Genomic DNA, 17,884 nt, shown 5'->3' with positions numbered 1-17,884 from the left:
TCCTTGTGCCGCCGTGCTGTCGGCGTCCTGCGCGCGCTCTGTCCGGCCGCCGGCATCACGCCACCTCCGAGCGGTCGGCCGCCATGCCCGCCGCGTCCAGCAGGGCCTTGCCGACGATGAGGTCGGCGCCGCCGAACTCCTCGTCCTCCAGCACGGTGCCGTCGTCGACGGCGAAGAGCAGCTGCTGCTCGCCCTGGCGGTAGGCCGTGCCGACCGGCGGGCTGGCCGCGTGCACCGCCAGCAGGGCGACGAGATACGGCAGGTCGGGGTCGCTGCGGCGGGCCTCGGCGAGCAGCCCGGACAGCCGGCGCGGCGCGTCGGCGGGCAGGTCGAGCAGCGACTGGGCGGCTTCCAGCTGCTCCTCGGAGAAGCGGCTGTCGTCCGGGGTGGCGATCAGGTCCGGCTCGGGCATCTCGGCGCCCAGGTGCTCACGCTCGACGGGCGGCTGGAACAGCAGACCGACCAGGTCGCCGAGCCGTACGGACGTGCCCGTACGGAAGCCCGTGCCGCGCGCGAAGAAGGCGTCGGTGACCCGGATCGCCTGCTCCACGGGCAGCGGCAGGACCGGGGCGACGAGCTGGCCGTACAGGTCGAGGCCGGAGCGCCCGGCGGGCGGCGCGAACGCCTGGCGGTCCTGCTCGGCACGGAAGAGGGGGCCCGCCTCCAGCAGCCGGGACTGGAGCTGGGTGTGGCGGCGGATGCAGTCCTTGACGATGTCGACCAGCTCGGCGGCGCGCCGCTTGTGCTCCTGGTCCTCGGTCTCGTCGCGGGCCTTGCGGATGTTGGTGAGGATCGCGTTCTCGTGGCGGTAGCGCTCGGCGACGTGGTCGAGGGCTTCGGCGATCATGTCGGGGACGGCGCGCAGCCAGTCCACCGCGCGGACGTTGCGGCGGGTGGCGTCCAGGGTGCGGCGCAGCGTCTCGGCGTACTGCACGGTGCGGTAGCGGGCCTGCTCGGCGGCGAGCTGGGCGTCCGCCAGCCGGCCGCGGCTGATGAGCACCTCCAGCTTGACCTCGGCGGCGATCTGGGCGCTCGTCACGTCCGTGTCGAGGGCGCCGACCAGGACGTTGACGGCTTCGTCGGTCGTGCGGAGGTAGATGCCGCCGCCCGGCCCCGGGACCTCCTCGATGAGCTTGAAGTCGTAGTCCCGGCGGACGTACTCGCCCTCGGGGCCGAAGGTGCCGTACACGGCGCGGAAGCCGCGGTCGACGCTGCCGACGTTGATCAGGTTCTCCAGCACCCAGCGGGCGACGCGCTCGTGCTCGGCGGCGGGGCGGCGCGGGGTCTGCGCGGCGATCCGCGGGAGCAGCCTGGCCACTATCTCCTCGTGGTCGGCACCGGTGTCGAAGTCCATGTGGAGGGTGACCAGGTCGATGGCGGCGAGCGCCACCTCCGCCATCGCGTACACCCCGTACTCACCGGCGAGGTTGGCCTTGCGCGCGTCCAGGTCGTGCAGCGGCGCGGTGCACGCGAGGGCGCGCAGCCGGCGGGCCAGGCCCTCGTCGGCGGCCGGGCCCGGCGCGGGCCGGGCCGGGCCTTCGGGCCGGGCCACGCCGTTGAGCTGGGACGTCGCGGTCCCCGGGGCAGGAAAAGTCACGTCGCACAGCGTAGGCGGTCGCACTGACAACGGACGAAACGGCACGGGCCCCGAGGTCAGTGCGTGGCGCCTCCGACGGCCTTGATGTCCGTATTTGTACGGGCGGCGGTGGCGGCGATCACACGCAGTCCCTCGGCGACGGCGCTCACCGCGAGTGAGGGCAGCGACCGGCCGGCGACCTGTCCGGGAGCGTACGGCACGTGCACGAAGCCGCCGCGCAGCGCGGGCCGCTCGGTCGCGATCAGGTGCATCAGGTCGTAGAAGACGTGGTTGCAGACGAAGGTGCCCGCGGTGTTGGAGACGGAGGCCGGCACCCCCGCCTCCCGTACGGCGGCCACGCACGCCTTGACGGGCAGCGCGGCGAAGTACGCGGCGGGGCCGCCGGGGACGATCGGCTCGTCGATGGGCTGGGCGCCGGAGACGTCGGGGATGCGGGCGTCGTCGATGTTGACGGCGACCCGCTCCACCGTCAGGTCGGGGCGGCCGCCCGCCTGGCCGACGCAGAGCACGATGTCGGGGTCGTGCGCCGCGACGGCCTCGCGGAGCGCGGTGCGCGAGCGCCCGTAGACGCAGGGCAGTTCCACGGCGGTGATCTCCAGCCCGGCGGGCGGCTCGGCGGCCGCGGCCCGCACCGCCTCCCAGGAGGGGTTGGAGTTCTCGCCGTCGAAGGGCTCGAATCCGGTGAGCAGGATGCGGGTCGTGCGCGTCATGGCGTTCCCTGTGGTTCGTGAGCCGCGCGGTGCCCCCCGGTCCGTTTGCGGTTCGTGTCGTGTCGTGGTGCGTGGCGTGCGGGCCGGGTGGCCGCGGTCAGAAGGCGAACAGGGCCATGACCACGATGTTGCAGCCGAGCAGCACGCCGGCCGTGGGCAGTTGGGCCTTGATCGGCCCGTACTGGTCCTTCAGTTCCAGCAGCGCCGACGGGACGATGTTGAAGTTGGCCGCCATCGGGGTCACCAGCGTCCCGCAGAACCCGGCGAGCATGCCGATGGCCAGGACGGCGGGCGCGTCGCCGTGGAAGTGTTCGATGAGCACCGGCCAGCCGACCGCCGCGGTCATCACGGGGAAGGCGGCGAACGCGTTGCCCATGATCACGGTGAACAGCGCCATGCCGACGCAGTAGACGACGACCGCGACGTACAGGGAGTCCTTCGGCAGGACCGAGGTGGCGAGCTTGCCGACCTGGGTGCCGACGCCGGAGAGCTGGAAGATGGTGCCCAGGGTGGCGAGCAGCTGCGGCAGCAGCATCGCCCAGCCCATCGACTCCAGCATGGAGCGCCCGGCCTGCACGGGGACCGATATCCGCTTCTCGCGCAGCATGATCATGCCGACGACGAGGGCGACGACGGCGCCGATGCCGAGCCCGAGGATGGTCTCGCTGCCCTCCTGGAGGATCGGTTCACCGCCGATCGAGAGCTTCTTGACGAGGACCGCGCACAGCAGCGCGACGACCGGGATGGCCAGCGCGGGCACGAACAGCTTGTTGCCCAGCTTCAGGGCGCTGGCCTCGCGCTGTTCGGGCGTGGTGGTGCGCGGCGTGCCGCGCCCGGTGAAGCCGAAGCCGGCCAGCAGGACCATGACCAGGACGGCCGCGCCCAGCGGTTCGGCCGGGGCCTTCTTCTCGACGACCCAGCTGCTGTAGATGAAGCCGACGCCGAGCAGGCCCCAGAAGGCGGTGGTGCCGAAGCGCTTGGGGTTGCTGCGGTCGGTGAGCATCTGGGAGGCCATCACCAGGAAGCTCAGGCCGACGAGCCAGTAGAACCACTCTGCTTTGATCACTTGGCTGCTCCCTCGGCGACGGGCTCGATGTTGGCGGCGACCAGTTCGCGTTCCAGGTACCGGTCCAGGCGCAGCAGCCGCCAGCCGTGCACGGCGAAGGCGCACAGCGCGGAGGGGATCGCCCACAGCGCCAGGTGCAGCGGCTCCAGGTGGGTGTTGTACGTGGTGTTGACGAAGCTGGTGATCAGCAGGATCGAGCCGACCGCGAGGAAGACGTCCTCACCGAAGAACAGCCCCACGTTGTCGGCGCTCGCGGAGAACGAGCGGACCTTCTCCCGGCTCTTCTCGGTCAGCCGCCCGTGCTTGCGCTCGGCGGCGCCCTCGGCCATCGGCACGGCCAGCGGGCGCACGGTCTGCGCGTGCCCGAAGACGTGCGTCAGCCCGACGGCCGCGCCGATCTGCCGCATGCCCAGGTAGAGAGCGAGGAAGCGGCCGGTGGTCAGTTTGGCGAAGCGGGCGATCAGCCGGCGGGCCTGCTCCTGGAGGCCGTAGCGCTCCAGCAGACCGATCACCGGGAGGGTGATCGCGAAGATCGTCACCGCCCGGCTGCTCGCGAAGCCGGTGCCGAAGGCCGCCAGGACCTCCTGCGGCGACAGGCCGCCGAGCAGGCCGGTGACGATGCCCGCAACGCCCACGACCAGCAGGGCATTGCGTTTGGTGGCGAAGCCGACCACGACCACGAGCACGCCGAGAAGCACGATCATGGGTCCGCCTTCCGCATACGGGACCCCACGCGGACCGTGAGGAGGATGCGAGGAGGTTAGGCGATTGTTCAACGATCCGACAAGGGGTTGACGGAAGCGAAACGTGCGTGCTCCTACACGCCCTCCTGCGCCGCTATGCGCTGGGCGTACGCCCCGGAAAGCTGCACCCTGGAATCCTCCAGATAGGCCTCCAGCAGCAGCTCCGCGGCGGCCCCGTTCCCGGCCTGGAGCTCCTCCAGGATCTGCCGGTTACGGGTCAGGTACGGCGCGTGGAACCGGCGCGGATCGTCCATCACGTGAAAGACCAGCCGCAGCTCCGCGAGCACCCCGCGCATCAGCTCGTCGGTGCGCGGACTGCCCGCCAGCCCCACCACCGCCTGGTGGAACCGGAGGTTCGCGGTGCCCAGGTCCCGCCAGGCACGCTCCTCGAAGGCGGTCTCGCCGGCCGTCACGGCCGCCTCCATCGCCCCCACCGGGTGCGGCGGCTCGCCCAGACTGCGTACCGCCGCGCACTCCACGAGCGTACGGACCCGGTAGATGTCGTCCAGGTCCGCCACCGTCACGATGCGCACGAAAACCCCGCGGTTGAGCTGGTGCACCAGCAGGCGCTCGTGCGTGAGCAGGCGGAACGCCTCCCGCAGGGTGTTGCGGGAGACCCCCAGGGCCCCGCCGATGCTCTCCTCGGACAGCCGCGCGCCCGGCGGGAAGTAGCCCTCGGTGATGCGGTCCCGGAGAATGTCGGCCACCCGCTCCGCGGTGCTGGAGCGCCCCAGCAGCACCCGGTCGCCCGCCAGCTCCGAGACCTCGGCGAGCCTGTGCCGGTCGCCCCGTGTCATCCCGCCCGCCATCGTCGTCCCCGCTCTCGCCCCGTACGTGCACCCCTTGTGCTGTGAGCGGCAGTCAATCTCAGATGGCAGAACGAGACAACACACCTCTTGTCGGATCGTTGAACGATCGCTTACGTTGGCCTGACCACCGGCCGGCCCGAGTGCCCTCAGGGGGAGAGCCACTACGGATACGGGCCGGCCGGTCCCCCGACCTCTGCGGCCTGTGCGCCCGCCCGCGTGGCGGCCACCTCCGGAACGGACTTGCGACTTCTATGAGCGACCCGGTGACCACCCCCCTCGTCGACCTCAACGCCGACCTCGGGGAAGGCTTCGGACGCTGGGAGCTCACCGACGACGAGGCCCTGCTCTCCGTCGTCACCAGCGCCAACGTGGCCTGCGGTTTCCATGCCGGGGACCCCAGCACCATGCGCCGGGTGTGCGAGCTGGCCGCCGAGCGCGGCGTGGTCGTCGGCGCCCAGGTCTCCTACCGCGACCTCGCGGGCTTCGGGCGCCGCGCCATGGACGTACCGCCGCGCGAGCTGGCCGACGAGATCGCGTACCAGATCGGCGCGTTGGAGGTCTTCGCCCGCGCCGCCGGCACCCGGGTCGGCTACGTCAAGCCGCACGGCGCGCTCTACAACCGCTGTGTCCACGACGAGGCCCAGTCCGCCGCCGTCCTGGAGGGCGTACGGACCGCCGGCACCCCGCTGCCCGTCCTCGGCCTGCCCGGCTCCCAGCTCCACGAGGCGGCCCGCCGCGTCGGCCTGCCCGTCGTCGGCGAGGCCTTCGCCGACCGCGCCTACACCCCCGAAGGCACCCTGGTCTCCCGCCGCGAGCCGGGCGCCGTCGTCCACGACCCGGACGAGGTCGTCAAGCGCGCGCTGGGCATGGCGACGGAAGGCACCGTCACCGCCGTCGACGGCAGCACCGTGAAGATCGAAGCGCGCTCGCTGTGCCTGCACGGCGACACCCCCGGCGCCGCGGACCTGGCACGGCGGGTACGCGACGAGCTGACCGCGGCCGGCGTGCGGATCGGCAGCTTCGCGTGAGCACCCGCGCCCCCGGCGGCCGCACCTCGGCCGGCCGGTCCCGGCTGCCCCTTCGCCCCCTGCCGGTCGGCGATCACGGGCTGCTCGTCGAGCTGGACGACGACACGGCCGTCGAGGCGTTCCACGCCGAGCTGCTGCGCCGCGCCGCCGCCGGCACCCTGCCCGCGGTCCGCGAGATCGTTCCGGCCGCCCGTACGGTCCTGCTCGACGGGCTGGCCGACCCGGGACGGCTGGCCGCCGAACTGCCCGGCTGGGACATTCCCCCGGCCACCGCCGGTGACCGGCCCGCCGTCGAGATCCCGGTGCGCTACGACGGCCCCGACCTCGCGGATGTGGCCGCCCTGTGGGACACCACGCCCGAGGACGTGGTCCGTATCCACTCCGGCACCGAGTTCCACGTCGCGTTCTGCGGCTTCGCACCCGGCTTCGGCTACCTGACGGGCCTCCCGGAACGCCACCACGTGCCGCGCCGCGCCACGCCCCGCACCAAGGTCCCGGTCGGCTCGGTCGCCCTGGCTGGCCCGTACACCGGCGTCTATCCACGCTCGTCGCCCGGCGGCTGGCAGCTCATCGGCACCAGCGACGTCGACCTGTGGGACCCGGACCGTGAGCCGGCGGCCCTGTTCTCCCCCGGCACCCGCGTCCGCTTCATCCCGGTTTCGACGGAATCCTAGGAGGCATGATGACCGACCGCGCCTTCTGTGTCGTCCGCGCCGGAGCCCTGACCACCGTCCAGGACCTCGGCCGCGCGGGCCACGCCCACCTCGGCGTGCCGCGCGCGGGCGCCCTGGACGAGCCCGCCCACCGGCTCGCCAACCGCCTCGTGGGCAATCCGGAGACGTCCGCCACCCTGGAGACGACCCTCACCGGCTGCGCCGTACAGGTCCGCACGGACACCGTGGCCGCGGTGACCGGCGCGCCCTGCCCGGTCATGGTGGACGGCCGCCCCGCACCCTGGGGAGCGCCGGTACGCGTCCCGGCGGGCGCGGTGCTGGACGCCGGACCGGCCACCGCCGGACTCCGCTCGTACCTCGCCTTCGCCGGCGGCGTCGACGCGGAGCCGGTGCTCGGCAGCCGCGCCGCCGACCTGCTCTCCGGCCTCGGGCCCGCGCCGCTGTCCGACGGCGGCGTGCTGCCGCTCGGCGCCCCGTACGGCCCGCCCGCCTCCGTGGACGCCGTCCCGCGCTCGGGGCTGCCGGTCGCGGAACTGGTGCTGCCCTGCGTACTGGGGCCGCGCGACGACTGGTTCACCGAAGCGGGCCTGCGCACGCTCGCCACCGGCCGCTTCCGCGTCTCCTCGGCGAGCAACCGCATCGGCCTGCGCACCGAAGGACCGGCCCTGGAACGCCGCAAGGACGGCGAACTGCCCAGCGAGGGCATGCCACTGGGAGCGCTCCAGGTGCCCCCGAACGGCCTGCCCGTGCTCTTCCTCAACGACCATCCGACGACGGGCGGTTATCCGGTCGTCGGTGTCGTCCCGGAGCGGTTCCTCGCCGCGGCGGCCCAGGCCGCACCGGGCACACCCGTCCGTTTCGTCCCCCGGCGCTCACGCGCCTCCGGCTGACCCGTCCGGTTTCCCGTAGCCGCCGCCCCCCGGCGTACGGATCACCAGCACGTCCCCCGCGCCGATCTCCGCCACGTCGCAGCCCGCCAGGACTTCCTCCGTGCCGTCCGCGCGGTGGACCAGGTTGGCGCCCGTCGCGCCGGGCCCTCCGCCCGCCATCCCGTAGGGCGGCACCCGGCGGTGTCCGGTGAGCAGCGCCACCGTCACCGGCTCCAGGAAGCGCAGGCGGCGTTCGGCGCCCCGGCCGCCCCGCCACCGGCCGTCGCCGCCGCTGTCCTCCCGTACGGAGAAGCTCTCCACCCGTACGGGATAGCGCCACTCCAGGACCTCGGGGTCGGTCAGCCGGGAGTTGGTCATGTGGGTCTGCACGGCGTCCGCGCCGTCGAAGCCGTCGCCCGCGCCCGAGCCGCCGGCGACCGTCTCGTAGTACTGCACCCGGTCGTTGCCGAAGGTGAGGTTGTTCATCGTGCCCGAGCCCTCGGCCTGCACACCGAGCGCCGCGTAGAGCGCACCGGTGACCGCCTGAGAGGTCTCCACGTTGCCCGCGACCGTGGCGGCGGGGAATTCCGGCGCGAGCATCGAGCCGGGCGGGATGCGCACCTCGACCGGCTTGAGGCAGCCGCTGTTGAGGGGGATGTCCTCGGCGACGAGCGTGCGGAAGACGTAGAGCACCGCCGCCATCACCACCGAGCTGGGCGCGTTGGCGTTGCCGGGCAGCTGCTCCGAGGTCCCGGCGAAGTCCAGTACGGCGCTGCGGGCCGCGCGGTCCACGGTCAGCGCGACCTGGATCACCGCGCCGCCGTCGGTCTCGTAGCGGTACGAGCCGTCCGCCAGGTCCGCGATGATCCGGCGTACCGATTCCTCGGCGTTGTCCTGCACGTGCCCCATGTAGGCGCGCACCACCTCCAGGCCGAACTGCTCGATCACCTTGCGCAGTTCGCGGATGCCCTTCTCGTTGGCGGCGATCTGGGCCCGCAGGTCCGCGATGTTGGCGTCCGGCGCCCGCGACGGGTACGGCCCGGCGGCGAGCAGGGCACGCGTCTCGTCCTCGCGCAGCCTGCCGTCCCGTACCAGCAGCCAGTTGTCGAAGAGGACACCCTCCTCCTGGATGGTGCGGCTGAAGGCGGGCATCGAGCCCGGGGTGATGCCGCCGATCTCGGCGTGGTGGCCGCGCGAGGCCACCAGGAACAGCAGTTCCTCGCCGGCGTCGTCGAAGACGGGGGTGACGACGGTGACGTCCGGCAGATGCGTACCCCCGTGGTATGGGTCGTTGACCGCGTACACATCGCCCGGCCGCAGCTCTCCGTCCGTGCAGCGCCGCCGCCGGAGCACCTCCTTGATGGACTCCCCCATCGACCCGAGATGCACGGGAATGTGCGGGGCGTTGGCGATGAGGTTGCCTTCGTGATCGAAGAGAGCACAGGAAAAGTCCAGCCGCTCCTTGATGTTGACCGAGTGGGCGGTGTTCTCCAGACGGACGCCCATCTGCTCGGCGATCGCCATGAAGAGGCTGTTGAACACCTCCAGCATCACCGGATCGGCGTCCGTGCCGACCGCGGGACCGCCCGCGCGGGGCCGCGCCCGGGTCAGCAGCAGATGGCCGCGCTCCCCCGCGCGGGCCTGCCAGCCCGGGTCCAGGACCGTCGTCGCGTCGTCCTCGGCGACGATCGCGGGACCGGTGAGGGTGTCGCCGGGGCGCAGGTCGGCGCGGGCGAACAGGTCCGTGTCCTGCCAGCGCCCCTGCGCGAACATCCGTACCGTCGCGACCGGCCGCAGTGTCCCCGCCCGCTCCCCCGTCGGCACCTCGTGCCCGGCAGAGCCGCCCGCCGCGCCCACCGCCTCCACCGACACGGCCTCGGCGATCAGGGGCTTTTCCATCGTGAACCCGTACCGCGCGCGGTGCGCCCGGACGAACGCGGCGGCCATCTCCCGCGGCGTGTCCAGCGCCACCCCGATCGCGGAGTCCGTCCCGGCGTAACGCAGCATCACGCGCGCCCGGGTGGTGACGCTCTCCTTCGGGACGCCGTCGTCGAGCAGTTCGCGGCGGGTACGGGCGGCCAGCCGGTCGCAGACACCGTGCACCCCGTCGAGGTCCGTCGCGTCCGACTCCGGGTCGATCTCCACCTCGACGGCCTGTTCCCGCATCGCCGTCGCGTCGGCGACCCCGATGCCGTAGGCGGACAGCACCCCGGCCAGCGGCGGTACGACGACCGTGCCGATGCCCAGCGCGTCGGCGACCGCGCAGGCGTGCTGGCCGCCCGCGCCGCCGAAGCTGGTGAGCGCGTAGCGCGTGACGTCGTAACCGCGCTGGACGGAGATCTTCTTGACCGCGTTGGCCATGTTCAGCACGGCGATGTCCAGGAACCCGGCGGCGACCTCCTCGGGGCCGCGCCGGTCGCCGGTGGCCTCGGCCGCCTCCTCGGCCAGCCGGACGAAACGCTCCCGTACCGTCGCGTCGTCCAGCGGCTGGTCGCCGTCGGGTCCGAAGACCGCCGGGAAGTGCGCCGGCTGGACGCGCCCGAGCATCACGTTGGCGTCCGTGACGGTCAGCGGGCCGCCGCGCCGGTAGCAGGCCGGGCCGGGGACGGCACCGGCCGAGTCGGGGCCGACGCGGTAGCGCCGCCCGTCGAAGTGCAGCACCGAGCCGCCGCCCGCCGCCACGGTGTGGATGTTCATCATGGGCGCCCGCATCCGTACGCCCGCGACCTCGTTGCCGAAGATCCGCTCGAAGGAGCCCGCGTAGTGCGACACGTCGGTGGAAGTGCCGCCCATGTCGAAGCCGATCACCCGGTCGTACCCGTCGCCCGCCTCGGCCGAGGAGCGGGCCGTCCCGACGACGCCGCCCGCCGGCCCGGAGAGCACCGCGTCCTTGCCGCGGAAGTGCGCGGCCTCCCGCAGCCCGCCGTTGGACTGCATGAACATCAGCCGTACGCCCGGCAGTTGCCGGGCCACCTCGGACACGTACCGGCCGAGGATCGGCGACAGGTAGGCGTCCACGACGGTGGTGTCGCCGCGCGGCACCAGCTTCATCAGCGGGCTGACCTCGTGCGAGCAGCTGACCTGGGTGAACCCGGCCTCCTGCGCCAGGGCGGCGACGGCCTTCTCGTGGTCCGCGTAGCGGTAGCCGTGCAGCAGCACCACCGCCGCGCTGCGCAGTCCGTCCGCGTACGCCCGCGCCAGCTCCGCCCGCACCGCGTCCGTCTCCAACGGACGCACGACCGTGCCGCGCGCGTCCACCCGCTCCGGAACCTCGATCACCCGCTCGTACAGCGCCTCGGGCAGCACGATCCGCCGGTCGAAGATCCGCGGCCGGTTCTGGTAGGCGATGCGCAGCGCGTCCCGGAAACCCTCGGTGGTGACCAGGACGGTCGGCTCGCCCGTGCGCTCCAGCAGGGCGTTGGTGGCCACGGTCGTGCCCATCTTGACGACGGCGATCCGCTCGGCGGGCACCGGTGCGCCGGGGGCGAGCCCCAGCATCGCCCGGATGCCGGCGACGGCGGCGTCCTCGGTGCTCCCGGGGCGGTGCGAGAGCAGCTTGCCGGTGACCAGCCGCCCGTCCGGCCGCCGTCCCACCACGTCCGTGAACGTGCCGCCCCGGTCGATCCAGAACTCCCAGCGTCCCGTCATGCCGCCATTGTGGCAGCGGGCCCGGCGGCACCGGTGTCTTCGGCCCCGGTCCGCCCGGACGGCCGCCGCGGGCCGCCTGGAAACGCCGGGGCGGACTCCGGCGCATTTCAGCTCATCGCCATTACGCCCCGCGATCCCCCCGCGGAAACGTCACTTCCGCGATATGACCATCAGCCCGTACTAATTCCCGAACATCCCCTGTGGCCTGCGGCGTTTCCTCATACGGGTGTTGCTTCCCGGAATCCTTTTACTAGCTCTTGGTTTCCTGGGACCGTCGGGTCAAGAACACCCCAAGGACCCGCGACCGGCGGGTCCGGGAGGCAGGAGAAACATGCAGTACGGCAGCGCCCTGCGCGAGGCGGTCCGGTCGCCCCGCACCACACCGCTCATCGGTATCTACGACATGTATTCGGCTTCCATCGCGGCCCAGCACTACGACGGCATGTTCGTCTCCGGATTCGGCTTCGCGGCATCCTATTACGGCCTGCCCGACATCGGCTTCATCGCCTGGCCGGACATGGTGCAGTTCACCGAACGGCTGCGGCTGGCCTTTCCGTCCCACCACCTGCTGGTGGACATCGACGACGGCTACGTGGACCCCGAGGTCGCCTGCCACGTCGTCCAGAGCCTGGAGCGCGCCGGGGCCTCCGGCGTGATCCTGGAGGACCAGAAGAGACCCCGCCGGTGCGGTCACGCGGACGGCAAGCTGATCCTCCCGCTGGAGGAGTACCTGGACAAGCTCAACCTGGTGCTCAGCAGCCGCAAGGACCTGGTCGTGGTGGCCCGTACGGACGCCACGGAGGAGGCGGAGATCGTCCGGCGGGCGGCGGCGCTCGCCGAGACTGACGCGGACGTCGTCCTCGTGGACGGGGTGCGCAGTGTGGAGTGGATCGAACGCATCCGGTCCGTCGTGGGCGGCAAGCCGCTGCTGTTCAACCAGATCGCGGGCGGCAAGTCGCCCCGCCTGTCACTGACCGAACTCACCGACCTCGGTGTGGACGTGGCGATCTACAGCACCCCCTGCCTGTTCGCCGCGCACGGCGCCATCGACGGAGCGCTGGCCGACCTGAAGAACGCCGACGGCCGGCTGCCCGTCACGGGCCAGACCGGCAGCGTCGAACTGCGGTGCGCCACCGAGCTGTTGGAGAAGAACATCAGCAGGCACCACGCGCACCGCGCACCGGCTCCCGTCTGAGAAGAGGCTGACCGTATGGCACCGAACCCCTTCCGGGGCGGCGCCGGGCGGCTCCGGGACCGCGGCACGCGGTCCCGGGCCGTGCGCCCGTCCACGCTGTCCCTCGCCGTCGCGACGGTGCTGGGCGTGCTGTGGGGCGGCGGCGCCGCCCAGGCCGCCGCACCGGGGCCGACGGTCCCGCCGCCGCCCCCGCCGTGCGACTCCCAGGACGACGAGGACGAGACCCCGCCGCAGCCCCGCGCGAAAACGGCCGTCGGCCTGCTGGTCGTCGACAACTCCTCGGCGGACTCCTGGCTGGAGGTCGACCGGACCCTCAACACCCTGCTCGCCGGCAAGGGGACGGCGGGCAGCGACCACGACGGAGGCGGCGGCGCCATCGACGTACGGACCCGGGACGCCAACGGCCCCGGCGCCGACCCGTCCCGCGTCGGCCACCCGCCCTGGCAGACCGGCGACGATGAGTGAGCCGGCACCGGCCGCGCGTACGGCGCGCCGCTTGGCACGGGCCGTCGACCCCTATGTGGCGGCGCTCCTCGGCACCGTCCTGTTCGCCACCGTGCTCCCCGCGACCGGAGCGGGTGCCGTGGCCGCGGACACCGCCGCCGACCTCGCCATCGGCCTGCTCTTCTTCCTCTACGGAGCGCGGCTGTCCACCCGCGAGGCACTGCACGGGCTACGGCAGTGGAAGCTCCACCTGCTGACCGGGGCCGGCACCTTCGTCCTGTTCCCGCTGCTCGGCCTGGCGGCCGGCGGCCTCGTCCCGTTCCTGCTCTCCGACCGGCTCTACACGGGGCTGCTGTTCCTGTGTGTCGTCCCCTCGACCGTCCAGTCCTCGATCGCCCTGACCTCCACGGCCCGCGGCAACGTCCCGGCCGCCATCTGCGCCGGCACGTACTCCAGCCTGTTCGGCATGGCCGCCACCCCGCTGCTCGCGGCCTGGCTGATCGGCTCCGCCCTCAGTTTCTCGGCGGCGGGCCTGCTCTCCATCGCCACCCATCTGCTGCTGCCCTTCCTCGCCGGGCAGGTGCTGCGCCGCTGGCTCGGCGGCCTCCTCACCCGGCACAGGAAACCCCTCGGCCTCCTGGACCGCTGCTCGATCCTCCTCGTCGTCTACACCGCCTTCAGCAAGGGCATGGAGCAGGGGATCTGGCACCAGATCACCCCCGTCCGGCTGCTCGCCCTGCTGCTCCTGGCCGCCGGCCTGCTGGCCACCGCCCTGGTCACGACCTCGCTGGCCGCCCGGCGGCTGGGCTTCTGCCGGGCGGACCGCATCACCATCGTGTTCTGCGGTTCGAACAAGAGCCTCGCCACCGGGCTGCCGATGGCGGCGGTGCTCTTCGGCGGCGCGGCCGGCCTGGTCATCCTGCCGCTGATGCTCTACCACCAGCTCCAGCTGATGGTCTGCGCGGTCGTCGCCGCCCGCTGGGCCCGTGAGCCGGAGGACATCCCGGCCACGCCGGAGCCGTCGCTGCGGGTGGGCCCCAGGACGGTCGAGGGGGAACCGTCGGCCTGACCCCCGTAGTACGGGCGGCACGGTGGCGTCACAGCGGCGGCACGGCAGCGTCGTGGGCCGCCAGGAAGGCCGCCACGGCGGTCTGCCAGCCGTAGCCCTCCGCGCGCTGCCGGGCCGCCGCACGGCGCTGCGCCTCGGGGCGCCCGAGGACCCGCAGGACCGCGTCCGCGAAGGAGGGACCGTCGTCGAGGGCGGTGTCACCGCCGGGGCCGACCAGACCGGCGAGGGCCGACGCCGCGCTCGCCACGACCGGCGTACCGCAGGCCAGTGCCTCCATGGCCGCCAGCCCGAACGTCTCCGCCGGGCCCGGCGCCAGGGCCACGTCCGCACCCGCCTGGAGGGCGGCCAGCTCGCCCGGGTCGGCGACATGCCCGAGGAACGCCACGGGCAGCCGCTCGGTACGGGCGCGAGCCGTCAGGCGGGCCCGCAGCGGCCCCTCCCCCGCGACCACCAGAGCCGCGTCGACGCCGCGCCACCGCAGCTCCGCCAGCGCGTCCAGCGCGCGCCCCGGCCGCTTCTCCACCGACAGCCGCGAGCACAGGAGCAGGAGCACGTCGGCGCCGCCCGCGCACCGGCGCCGCAGTACCGGGCTGTGCAGGGCGGGGTGCCGGCCCGTCAGGTCGACGCCCAGCGGCGCCCGGACGACGTTGCGCGCGCCGACCCGGGTGAACTCCGCCGCCGCCCATTCCGTCGTGCACACCACCCGGCTGTAGGCGTGCGCGGTCCGGGCGTTGATCCGGTCGGCGGTGGCGCGCGCCGGTCCGCGCGGCACTCCCCAGGCGCGGAGCACGCCGTCCACACTCTCGTGCGACACCGCCACCGCCGGGACGCGGGCCCGCCGCGCCCATTCGCCGGTCCACCGCAGGGTCGTCCGGTCGGAGACCTCCAGGCGGTCGGGGGCCAGCTCCTCCAGGACACGCCGGACCCGGTGCCGGTCGGCCAGTACCCGGTAGCCGCCCGTGCCGGGCAGGACCGGGCCGGGCAGAGTGATCACCCGTCCCTGGCCGGTGTCCTCGTCGCCGGCGGCCGGTCCGGGCACGATCAGGACCGGGTCGTGCCCGGCGGCGCGGTAGCCGGCGCCCAGGGCCTGCAGGACGGTACGCAGACCGCCCGACTCGGGCGTCACGAAGTTCGCGAGGCGTACGATGCGCAGCCCGGCTCCGAGGTACCGGGTCTCGTCGAGGACGAACCGCGCGGCCGTGCCCGTCCGCGCCGTCATGCGGCCACCGCCGTCCGGTCGGCGAGCACGTCCTCGTAATGGCCCAGCAGTGCGTCGCCGACCACCTCCCAGGTGCGGTGCTCGACCGCCGCGCGGCCCGCGGCGCCCAGCCGTGCGCGCGCGGCCGGGTCGCCGGCCAGGAGCCGGACCGCATCGCGCAGCGCTTCCCCGTCGCCCGGCGGCACCAGCAGTCCCGTACGGCCGTGCTCCACAAGGTCCAGCGGGCCGCCCGCGGCAGGCGCGACCACGGGTACGCCGCCCGCCATCGCTTCCTGGACGGTCTGGCAGAAGGTGTCGTAGCGGCCGGTGTGCACGAAGACGTCCATGGAGGCGACGAGCCGCGCCAGTTCGTCGCCCGTACGGCGGCCCAGGAAGCGCACCCCGGGCAGGGCGGCGCGCAGCCCGGAGGCGCTCGGCCCGTCCCCGATCACCACGGTCCGCACGCCGGGCAGCCGCGAGACCCGGGCCAGCAGCCGTACCTCCTTCTCGGGCGCGAGCCGCCCCACGTACCCGACCAGCAGGTCCCGGCCCGCGGCGAGCGAGCTGCGCAGTACGCCGTCGCGACGGGCGGGGTGGAACCGCGCGGAATCCACGCCGCGCGGCCACAGCCGCAGCCGGGGCACGCCGTGCGCGGCCAGGTCGTGCAGGGCGGAGGCGGACGGCGCGAGCGTCCGGTCGGCCGCCGCGTGCACCGTCCGCAGGCGCCGCCAGGCCGCGGCGCTCCCGGTGTGCAGGTAGGCACGGGCATAGCGGCCCAGGTCGGTCTGGTAGACGGCGACGGCGGGCACACCTCGCCGCGCGGCGACGGCCATCGCGCGGGCACCCAGGACGAAAGGGCCGGCCAGATGCACCACGTCCGGCTGGTGCCCGTCCAGCGCGGCGGCCAGCCGGCGGCCGGGCAGCGCCAGCCGGACCTGCGGGTAGCCCGGGAGCGGCACCGAGGGCACCCGGACGACGGGGCAGGGGGCGCCCGGTCCGCCGTCCGGTGTCCCGTCGGCGCCCGTCGGGGCGACGACGAGCACGTCGTGCCCGCGCCGGACCAGATGCCGGGCGGTTTCGAGGGCGCAGTGGGCGACGCCGTTGACGTCGGGCGGGAAGGACTCGGTGACGATGACAACACGCATACGGCTGTTGTCGGCCCACCGGGCGTGGCCCCGGCCACGTGGATCTTTCCAGCCGGGGAACGTCCCATGAGCGTTGACGCATGCGCCGGGACACGGGCGCCCGGCGCGGACGGCCCGCGCGCCCCGCGGCCCCGCGCTCCCCCGTGCTTCAGAGCGCCGGCGCGTCCGGCCCGAACCTGCTGCGTACCGCCGTCTGCACCTCGGCCTCCTCGGCCGGATCGGCGGCCAGCCTGCGCAGCTGCTCCACGACCCGGTCGTCACCGGTCGCCGCGTGCCGGGCGGCCAGCTCGCGGGTGCTCTCCTCGCAGTCCCACAGGCACTCGACGGCGAAGCCTGCCGGGAACCCTGGGTCGGTGACGGCCAGTGCACCCGCGGCGCGGCCTCTGAGATGGGAGGAGGAGGTCTCGCGGTAGATGTGGCGCAGCACCGGCGCCGCGCAGGCCACCCCCAGGCGGCCCGCCCCGTCGACCAGCTCCCACAGTCCGCCCGCGTCCGGCCCCTCGGTCCGCACCGTACGGCGCAGGGCCGCCAGCACCAGGTCGGCGTCGCCGCGGCTGCCCCGGCGGGCCAGCATCGTGGCGCCGGCCGCGCCGAGCGCGTCGGGGCGCGGGGCCCACCGGCGGGCCCGTTCGACGGCGGCCACGGCGCGCATCCGCTCGAAGGCGGCGAGCGCGGCCTCGGCGAGCGGACGGCTGGAGAAGGGGTCGGCGGCCGCGGCCTCGATGAGGTCGAGGGCCTCGGGGTCGCCGCGCTCGGCGAGGTGGCGCAGGGCGGCGGCGCGGGCGGCGTCCGGACCGGTGCGCGCGGCGCGCAGCAGTTCGGGGCGGTCCTCGGGGCCCGCGACAGCGGCCAGGCAGCGCGCGGCCGGGACCTGGCGCCACTCCTCGGGGTGCAGCTCCAGGCCCTGCTGGGCCCAGTCCAGTACTTCGGTGACGCTCCAGCCGGGGCGGGGGCCGCTGGGCCGCAGCTGGCGCTGCCAGCGGTCGAAACAGCCCTGTTCCTGGGCGGCGCGGATGCGTTCGCCGTAGCGGGGGTCCTCGGCCCACAGCCGCCACGGGCGGGGCTCGAAGGCGTCGCGGACGGCGGCGGCCAGCTCGGCGTCGCCCTCGGCGGTGTGCGGGAAGCGGGCGAGGGCCGCGGGGGCGAGGGTCGCCAGTCCCGCGTCGTCGTCCCGCAGCGCGAGCTCGTCCAGGGCCCAGCGCCAGTTCGTGCCGGCGGCGGCGTAGCTGCGCAGCAGGAGGAGGGCGGCGTCCCGGCCGTACGCGGCGAGGTGGCCGAGGACGGCGAGGGCGAGGCCGGTGCGCTCCTCGCCGGGGTCGGTGAGGTCGTCGGGGTGGAAAAGATGCCGTTCGATCTCTTCGAGTCCGCCGTCGAGCTGCATGTAGAGGCGCGCGTAGTACAGGGAGCGGTTCTCTACCTGCCAGTCGCGGCGGGGGTCGCGCAGCACGCTGTCGTTCAGTGCCGCGAGCGCCTCGGCCCGCGGCGCCGCGAGGGCGTGCAGGGTCCCGTCGCCGCGGCCTCGCTGCAGGAGGCCGAGCAGGGTGCCACTGGGCGCTATGTCTGGATCGAACATGAGGTCAGCATCCGGTGCGGGGGGCAGGCTGGCAACGGGATTTCCGCTGACCGGCATTCTTGCCGGTGACCACGGGTCGTATGCGTCGTTCCCACCATGGATCGGTGGGAGCGAGC

The 17,884-nt window shown here is 73.9% G+C and carries 15 protein-coding genes; 6 read left to right on the top strand and 9 right to left on the bottom strand.

What is annotated here, in order from left to right; genetic code table 11:
* Positions 1–55: 55 nt before the first annotated feature.
* From OEIGOIKO_RS36215 to OEIGOIKO_RS36195, 5 genes are all read right to left on the bottom strand, one after another.
* Positions 56–1,597 carry a hypothetical protein gene (locus OEIGOIKO_RS36215; RefSeq protein ID WP_125057585.1) on the bottom strand — a complete coding sequence of 514 codons (1,542 nt, stop codon included), beginning with the start codon at positions 1,595–1,597 and terminating at the stop codon, positions 56–58.
* Between the two features lie 56 nt (positions 1,598–1,653).
* Entirely contained in the window at positions 1,654–2,307 is a 654-nt protein-coding gene (pcp, locus tag OEIGOIKO_RS36210) for a pyroglutamyl-peptidase I (protein WP_125057584.1), read from the bottom strand.
* 97 nt (positions 2,308–2,404) lie between these two features.
* On the bottom strand, positions 2,405–3,373 hold the full coding sequence (locus tag OEIGOIKO_RS36205) for a DUF979 domain-containing protein (protein ID WP_125057583.1): 969 nt from the start codon (positions 3,371–3,373) through the stop codon (positions 2,405–2,407).
* A complete protein-coding gene (locus OEIGOIKO_RS36200; protein WP_125057582.1) occupies positions 3,370–4,077 on the bottom strand; it encodes a DUF969 domain-containing protein in 708 nt (235 codons plus the stop codon). The genes OEIGOIKO_RS36205 and OEIGOIKO_RS36200 overlap by 4 nt, the downstream gene beginning before the upstream one ends.
* A gap of 113 nt (positions 4,078–4,190) precedes the next feature.
* A complete protein-coding gene (locus OEIGOIKO_RS36195) occupies positions 4,191–4,925 on the bottom strand; it encodes a GntR family transcriptional regulator (RefSeq protein ID WP_125057581.1) in 735 nt (244 codons plus the stop codon).
* A 251-nt stretch (positions 4,926–5,176) separates the two neighbouring features.
* Here OEIGOIKO_RS36195 and OEIGOIKO_RS36190 point away from each other — a divergent pair, with 251 nt between their 5' ends.
* From OEIGOIKO_RS36190 to OEIGOIKO_RS36180, 3 genes are read left to right on the top strand one after another with little or no spacing between them, the layout of a single operon-like run.
* Positions 5,177–5,953: a LamB/YcsF family protein gene (locus OEIGOIKO_RS36190; RefSeq protein WP_031002178.1), complete on the top strand. Its 777-nt coding sequence runs from the start codon at positions 5,177–5,179 to the stop codon at positions 5,951–5,953.
* Positions 5,950–6,627, top strand: a complete 678-nt coding sequence (gene pxpB, locus OEIGOIKO_RS36185; protein WP_371858999.1) for a 5-oxoprolinase subunit PxpB — start codon at positions 5,950–5,952, stop codon at positions 6,625–6,627. Before OEIGOIKO_RS36190 ends, pxpB begins: the two co-directional genes overlap by 4 nt.
* Positions 6,628–6,635: 8 nt before the next feature.
* The gene (locus tag OEIGOIKO_RS36180) at positions 6,636–7,517 is read left to right on the top strand and encodes a 5-oxoprolinase subunit C family protein (RefSeq protein ID WP_125059412.1); all 882 of its coding nucleotides are present in this window, start codon (positions 6,636–6,638) and stop codon (positions 7,515–7,517) included.
* On the opposite strand, the gene OEIGOIKO_RS36175 is transcribed toward OEIGOIKO_RS36180, so the two are convergent.
* Entirely contained in the window at positions 7,500–11,144 is a 3,645-nt protein-coding gene (locus tag OEIGOIKO_RS36175; protein WP_125057580.1) for a hydantoinase B/oxoprolinase family protein, read from the bottom strand. The genes OEIGOIKO_RS36180 and OEIGOIKO_RS36175 overlap by 18 nt on opposite strands.
* A 331-nt stretch (positions 11,145–11,475) precedes the next feature.
* Here OEIGOIKO_RS36175 and OEIGOIKO_RS36170 point away from each other — a divergent pair, with 331 nt between their 5' ends.
* From OEIGOIKO_RS36170 to OEIGOIKO_RS36160, 3 genes are read left to right on the top strand one after another with little or no spacing between them, the layout of a single operon-like run.
* On the top strand, positions 11,476–12,339 hold the full coding sequence (locus OEIGOIKO_RS36170) for an isocitrate lyase/PEP mutase family protein (protein WP_125057579.1): 864 nt from the start codon (positions 11,476–11,478) through the stop codon (positions 12,337–12,339).
* Between the two features lie 15 nt (positions 12,340–12,354).
* Entirely contained in the window at positions 12,355–12,804 is a 450-nt protein-coding gene (locus OEIGOIKO_RS36165; protein WP_125057578.1) for a hypothetical protein, read from the top strand.
* Positions 12,797–13,852 carry a bile acid:sodium symporter family protein gene (locus OEIGOIKO_RS36160; RefSeq protein ID WP_125057577.1) on the top strand — a complete coding sequence of 352 codons (1,056 nt, stop codon included), beginning with the start codon at positions 12,797–12,799 and terminating at the stop codon, positions 13,850–13,852. Before OEIGOIKO_RS36165 ends, OEIGOIKO_RS36160 begins: the two co-directional genes overlap by 8 nt.
* Positions 13,853–13,880: 28 nt before the next feature.
* On the opposite strand, the gene OEIGOIKO_RS36155 is transcribed toward OEIGOIKO_RS36160, so the two are convergent.
* The 3 genes from OEIGOIKO_RS36155 to OEIGOIKO_RS36145 all read right to left on the bottom strand — a co-directional run bounded on the left by OEIGOIKO_RS36155 (position 13,881) and on the right by OEIGOIKO_RS36145 (position 17,768).
* Complete coding sequence (locus OEIGOIKO_RS36155) at positions 13,881–15,071, bottom strand: glycosyltransferase (RefSeq protein WP_125057576.1); 1,191 nt, start codon at positions 15,069–15,071, stop codon at positions 13,881–13,883.
* Positions 15,068–16,195: a glycosyltransferase family 4 protein gene (locus OEIGOIKO_RS36150; protein ID WP_125057575.1), complete on the bottom strand. Its 1,128-nt coding sequence runs from the start codon at positions 16,193–16,195 to the stop codon at positions 15,068–15,070. Before OEIGOIKO_RS36150 ends, OEIGOIKO_RS36155 begins: the two co-directional genes overlap by 4 nt.
* 148 nt (positions 16,196–16,343) lie before the next feature.
* Complete coding sequence (locus tag OEIGOIKO_RS36145; protein ID WP_125057574.1) at positions 16,344–17,768, bottom strand: HEAT repeat domain-containing protein; 1,425 nt, start codon at positions 17,766–17,768, stop codon at positions 16,344–16,346.
* Positions 17,769–17,884: the final 116 nt, after the last annotated feature.

The sequence above is a fragment of the Streptomyces paromomycinus genome, assembly GCF_003865155.1.
GTDB lineage: Bacteria > Actinomycetota > Actinomycetes > Streptomycetales > Streptomycetaceae > Streptomyces > Streptomyces chrestomyceticus.
Note: the sequence above shows the minus strand (reverse complement) of the source record. Positions and strands in the feature narration are given on the sequence as shown.

Coding starts and splice junctions, on each gene's coding strand:
- pcp (WP_125057584.1), bottom strand. CDS start 2,307: ATGACGCGCACGACCCGCATCCTGCTCACCGGATTCGAGCCCTTCGAC.
- OEIGOIKO_RS36200 (WP_125057582.1), bottom strand. CDS start 4,077: ATGATCGTGCTTCTCGGCGTGCTCGTGGTCGTGGTCGGCTTCGCCACC.
- OEIGOIKO_RS36195 (WP_125057581.1), bottom strand. CDS start 4,925: ATGGCGGGCGGGATGACACGGGGCGACCGGCACAGGCTCGCCGAGGTC.
- OEIGOIKO_RS36190 (WP_031002178.1), top strand. CDS start 5,177: ATGAGCGACCCGGTGACCACCCCCCTCGTCGACCTCAACGCCGACCTC.
- OEIGOIKO_RS36180 (WP_125059412.1), top strand. CDS start 6,636: ATGACCGACCGCGCCTTCTGTGTCGTCCGCGCCGGAGCCCTGACCACC.
- OEIGOIKO_RS36175 (WP_125057580.1), bottom strand. CDS start 11,144: ATGACGGGACGCTGGGAGTTCTGGATCGACCGGGGCGGCACGTTCACG.
- OEIGOIKO_RS36170 (WP_125057579.1), top strand. CDS start 11,476: ATGCAGTACGGCAGCGCCCTGCGCGAGGCGGTCCGGTCGCCCCGCACC.
- OEIGOIKO_RS36165 (WP_125057578.1), top strand. CDS start 12,355: ATGGCACCGAACCCCTTCCGGGGCGGCGCCGGGCGGCTCCGGGACCGC.
- OEIGOIKO_RS36160 (WP_125057577.1), top strand. CDS start 12,797: ATGAGTGAGCCGGCACCGGCCGCGCGTACGGCGCGCCGCTTGGCACGG.
- OEIGOIKO_RS36155 (WP_125057576.1), bottom strand. CDS start 15,071: ATGACGGCGCGGACGGGCACGGCCGCGCGGTTCGTCCTCGACGAGACC.
- OEIGOIKO_RS36150 (WP_125057575.1), bottom strand. CDS start 16,195: ATGCGTGTTGTCATCGTCACCGAGTCCTTCCCGCCCGACGTCAACGGC.
- OEIGOIKO_RS36145 (WP_125057574.1), bottom strand. CDS start 17,768: ATGTTCGATCCAGACATAGCGCCCAGTGGCACCCTGCTCGGCCTCCTG.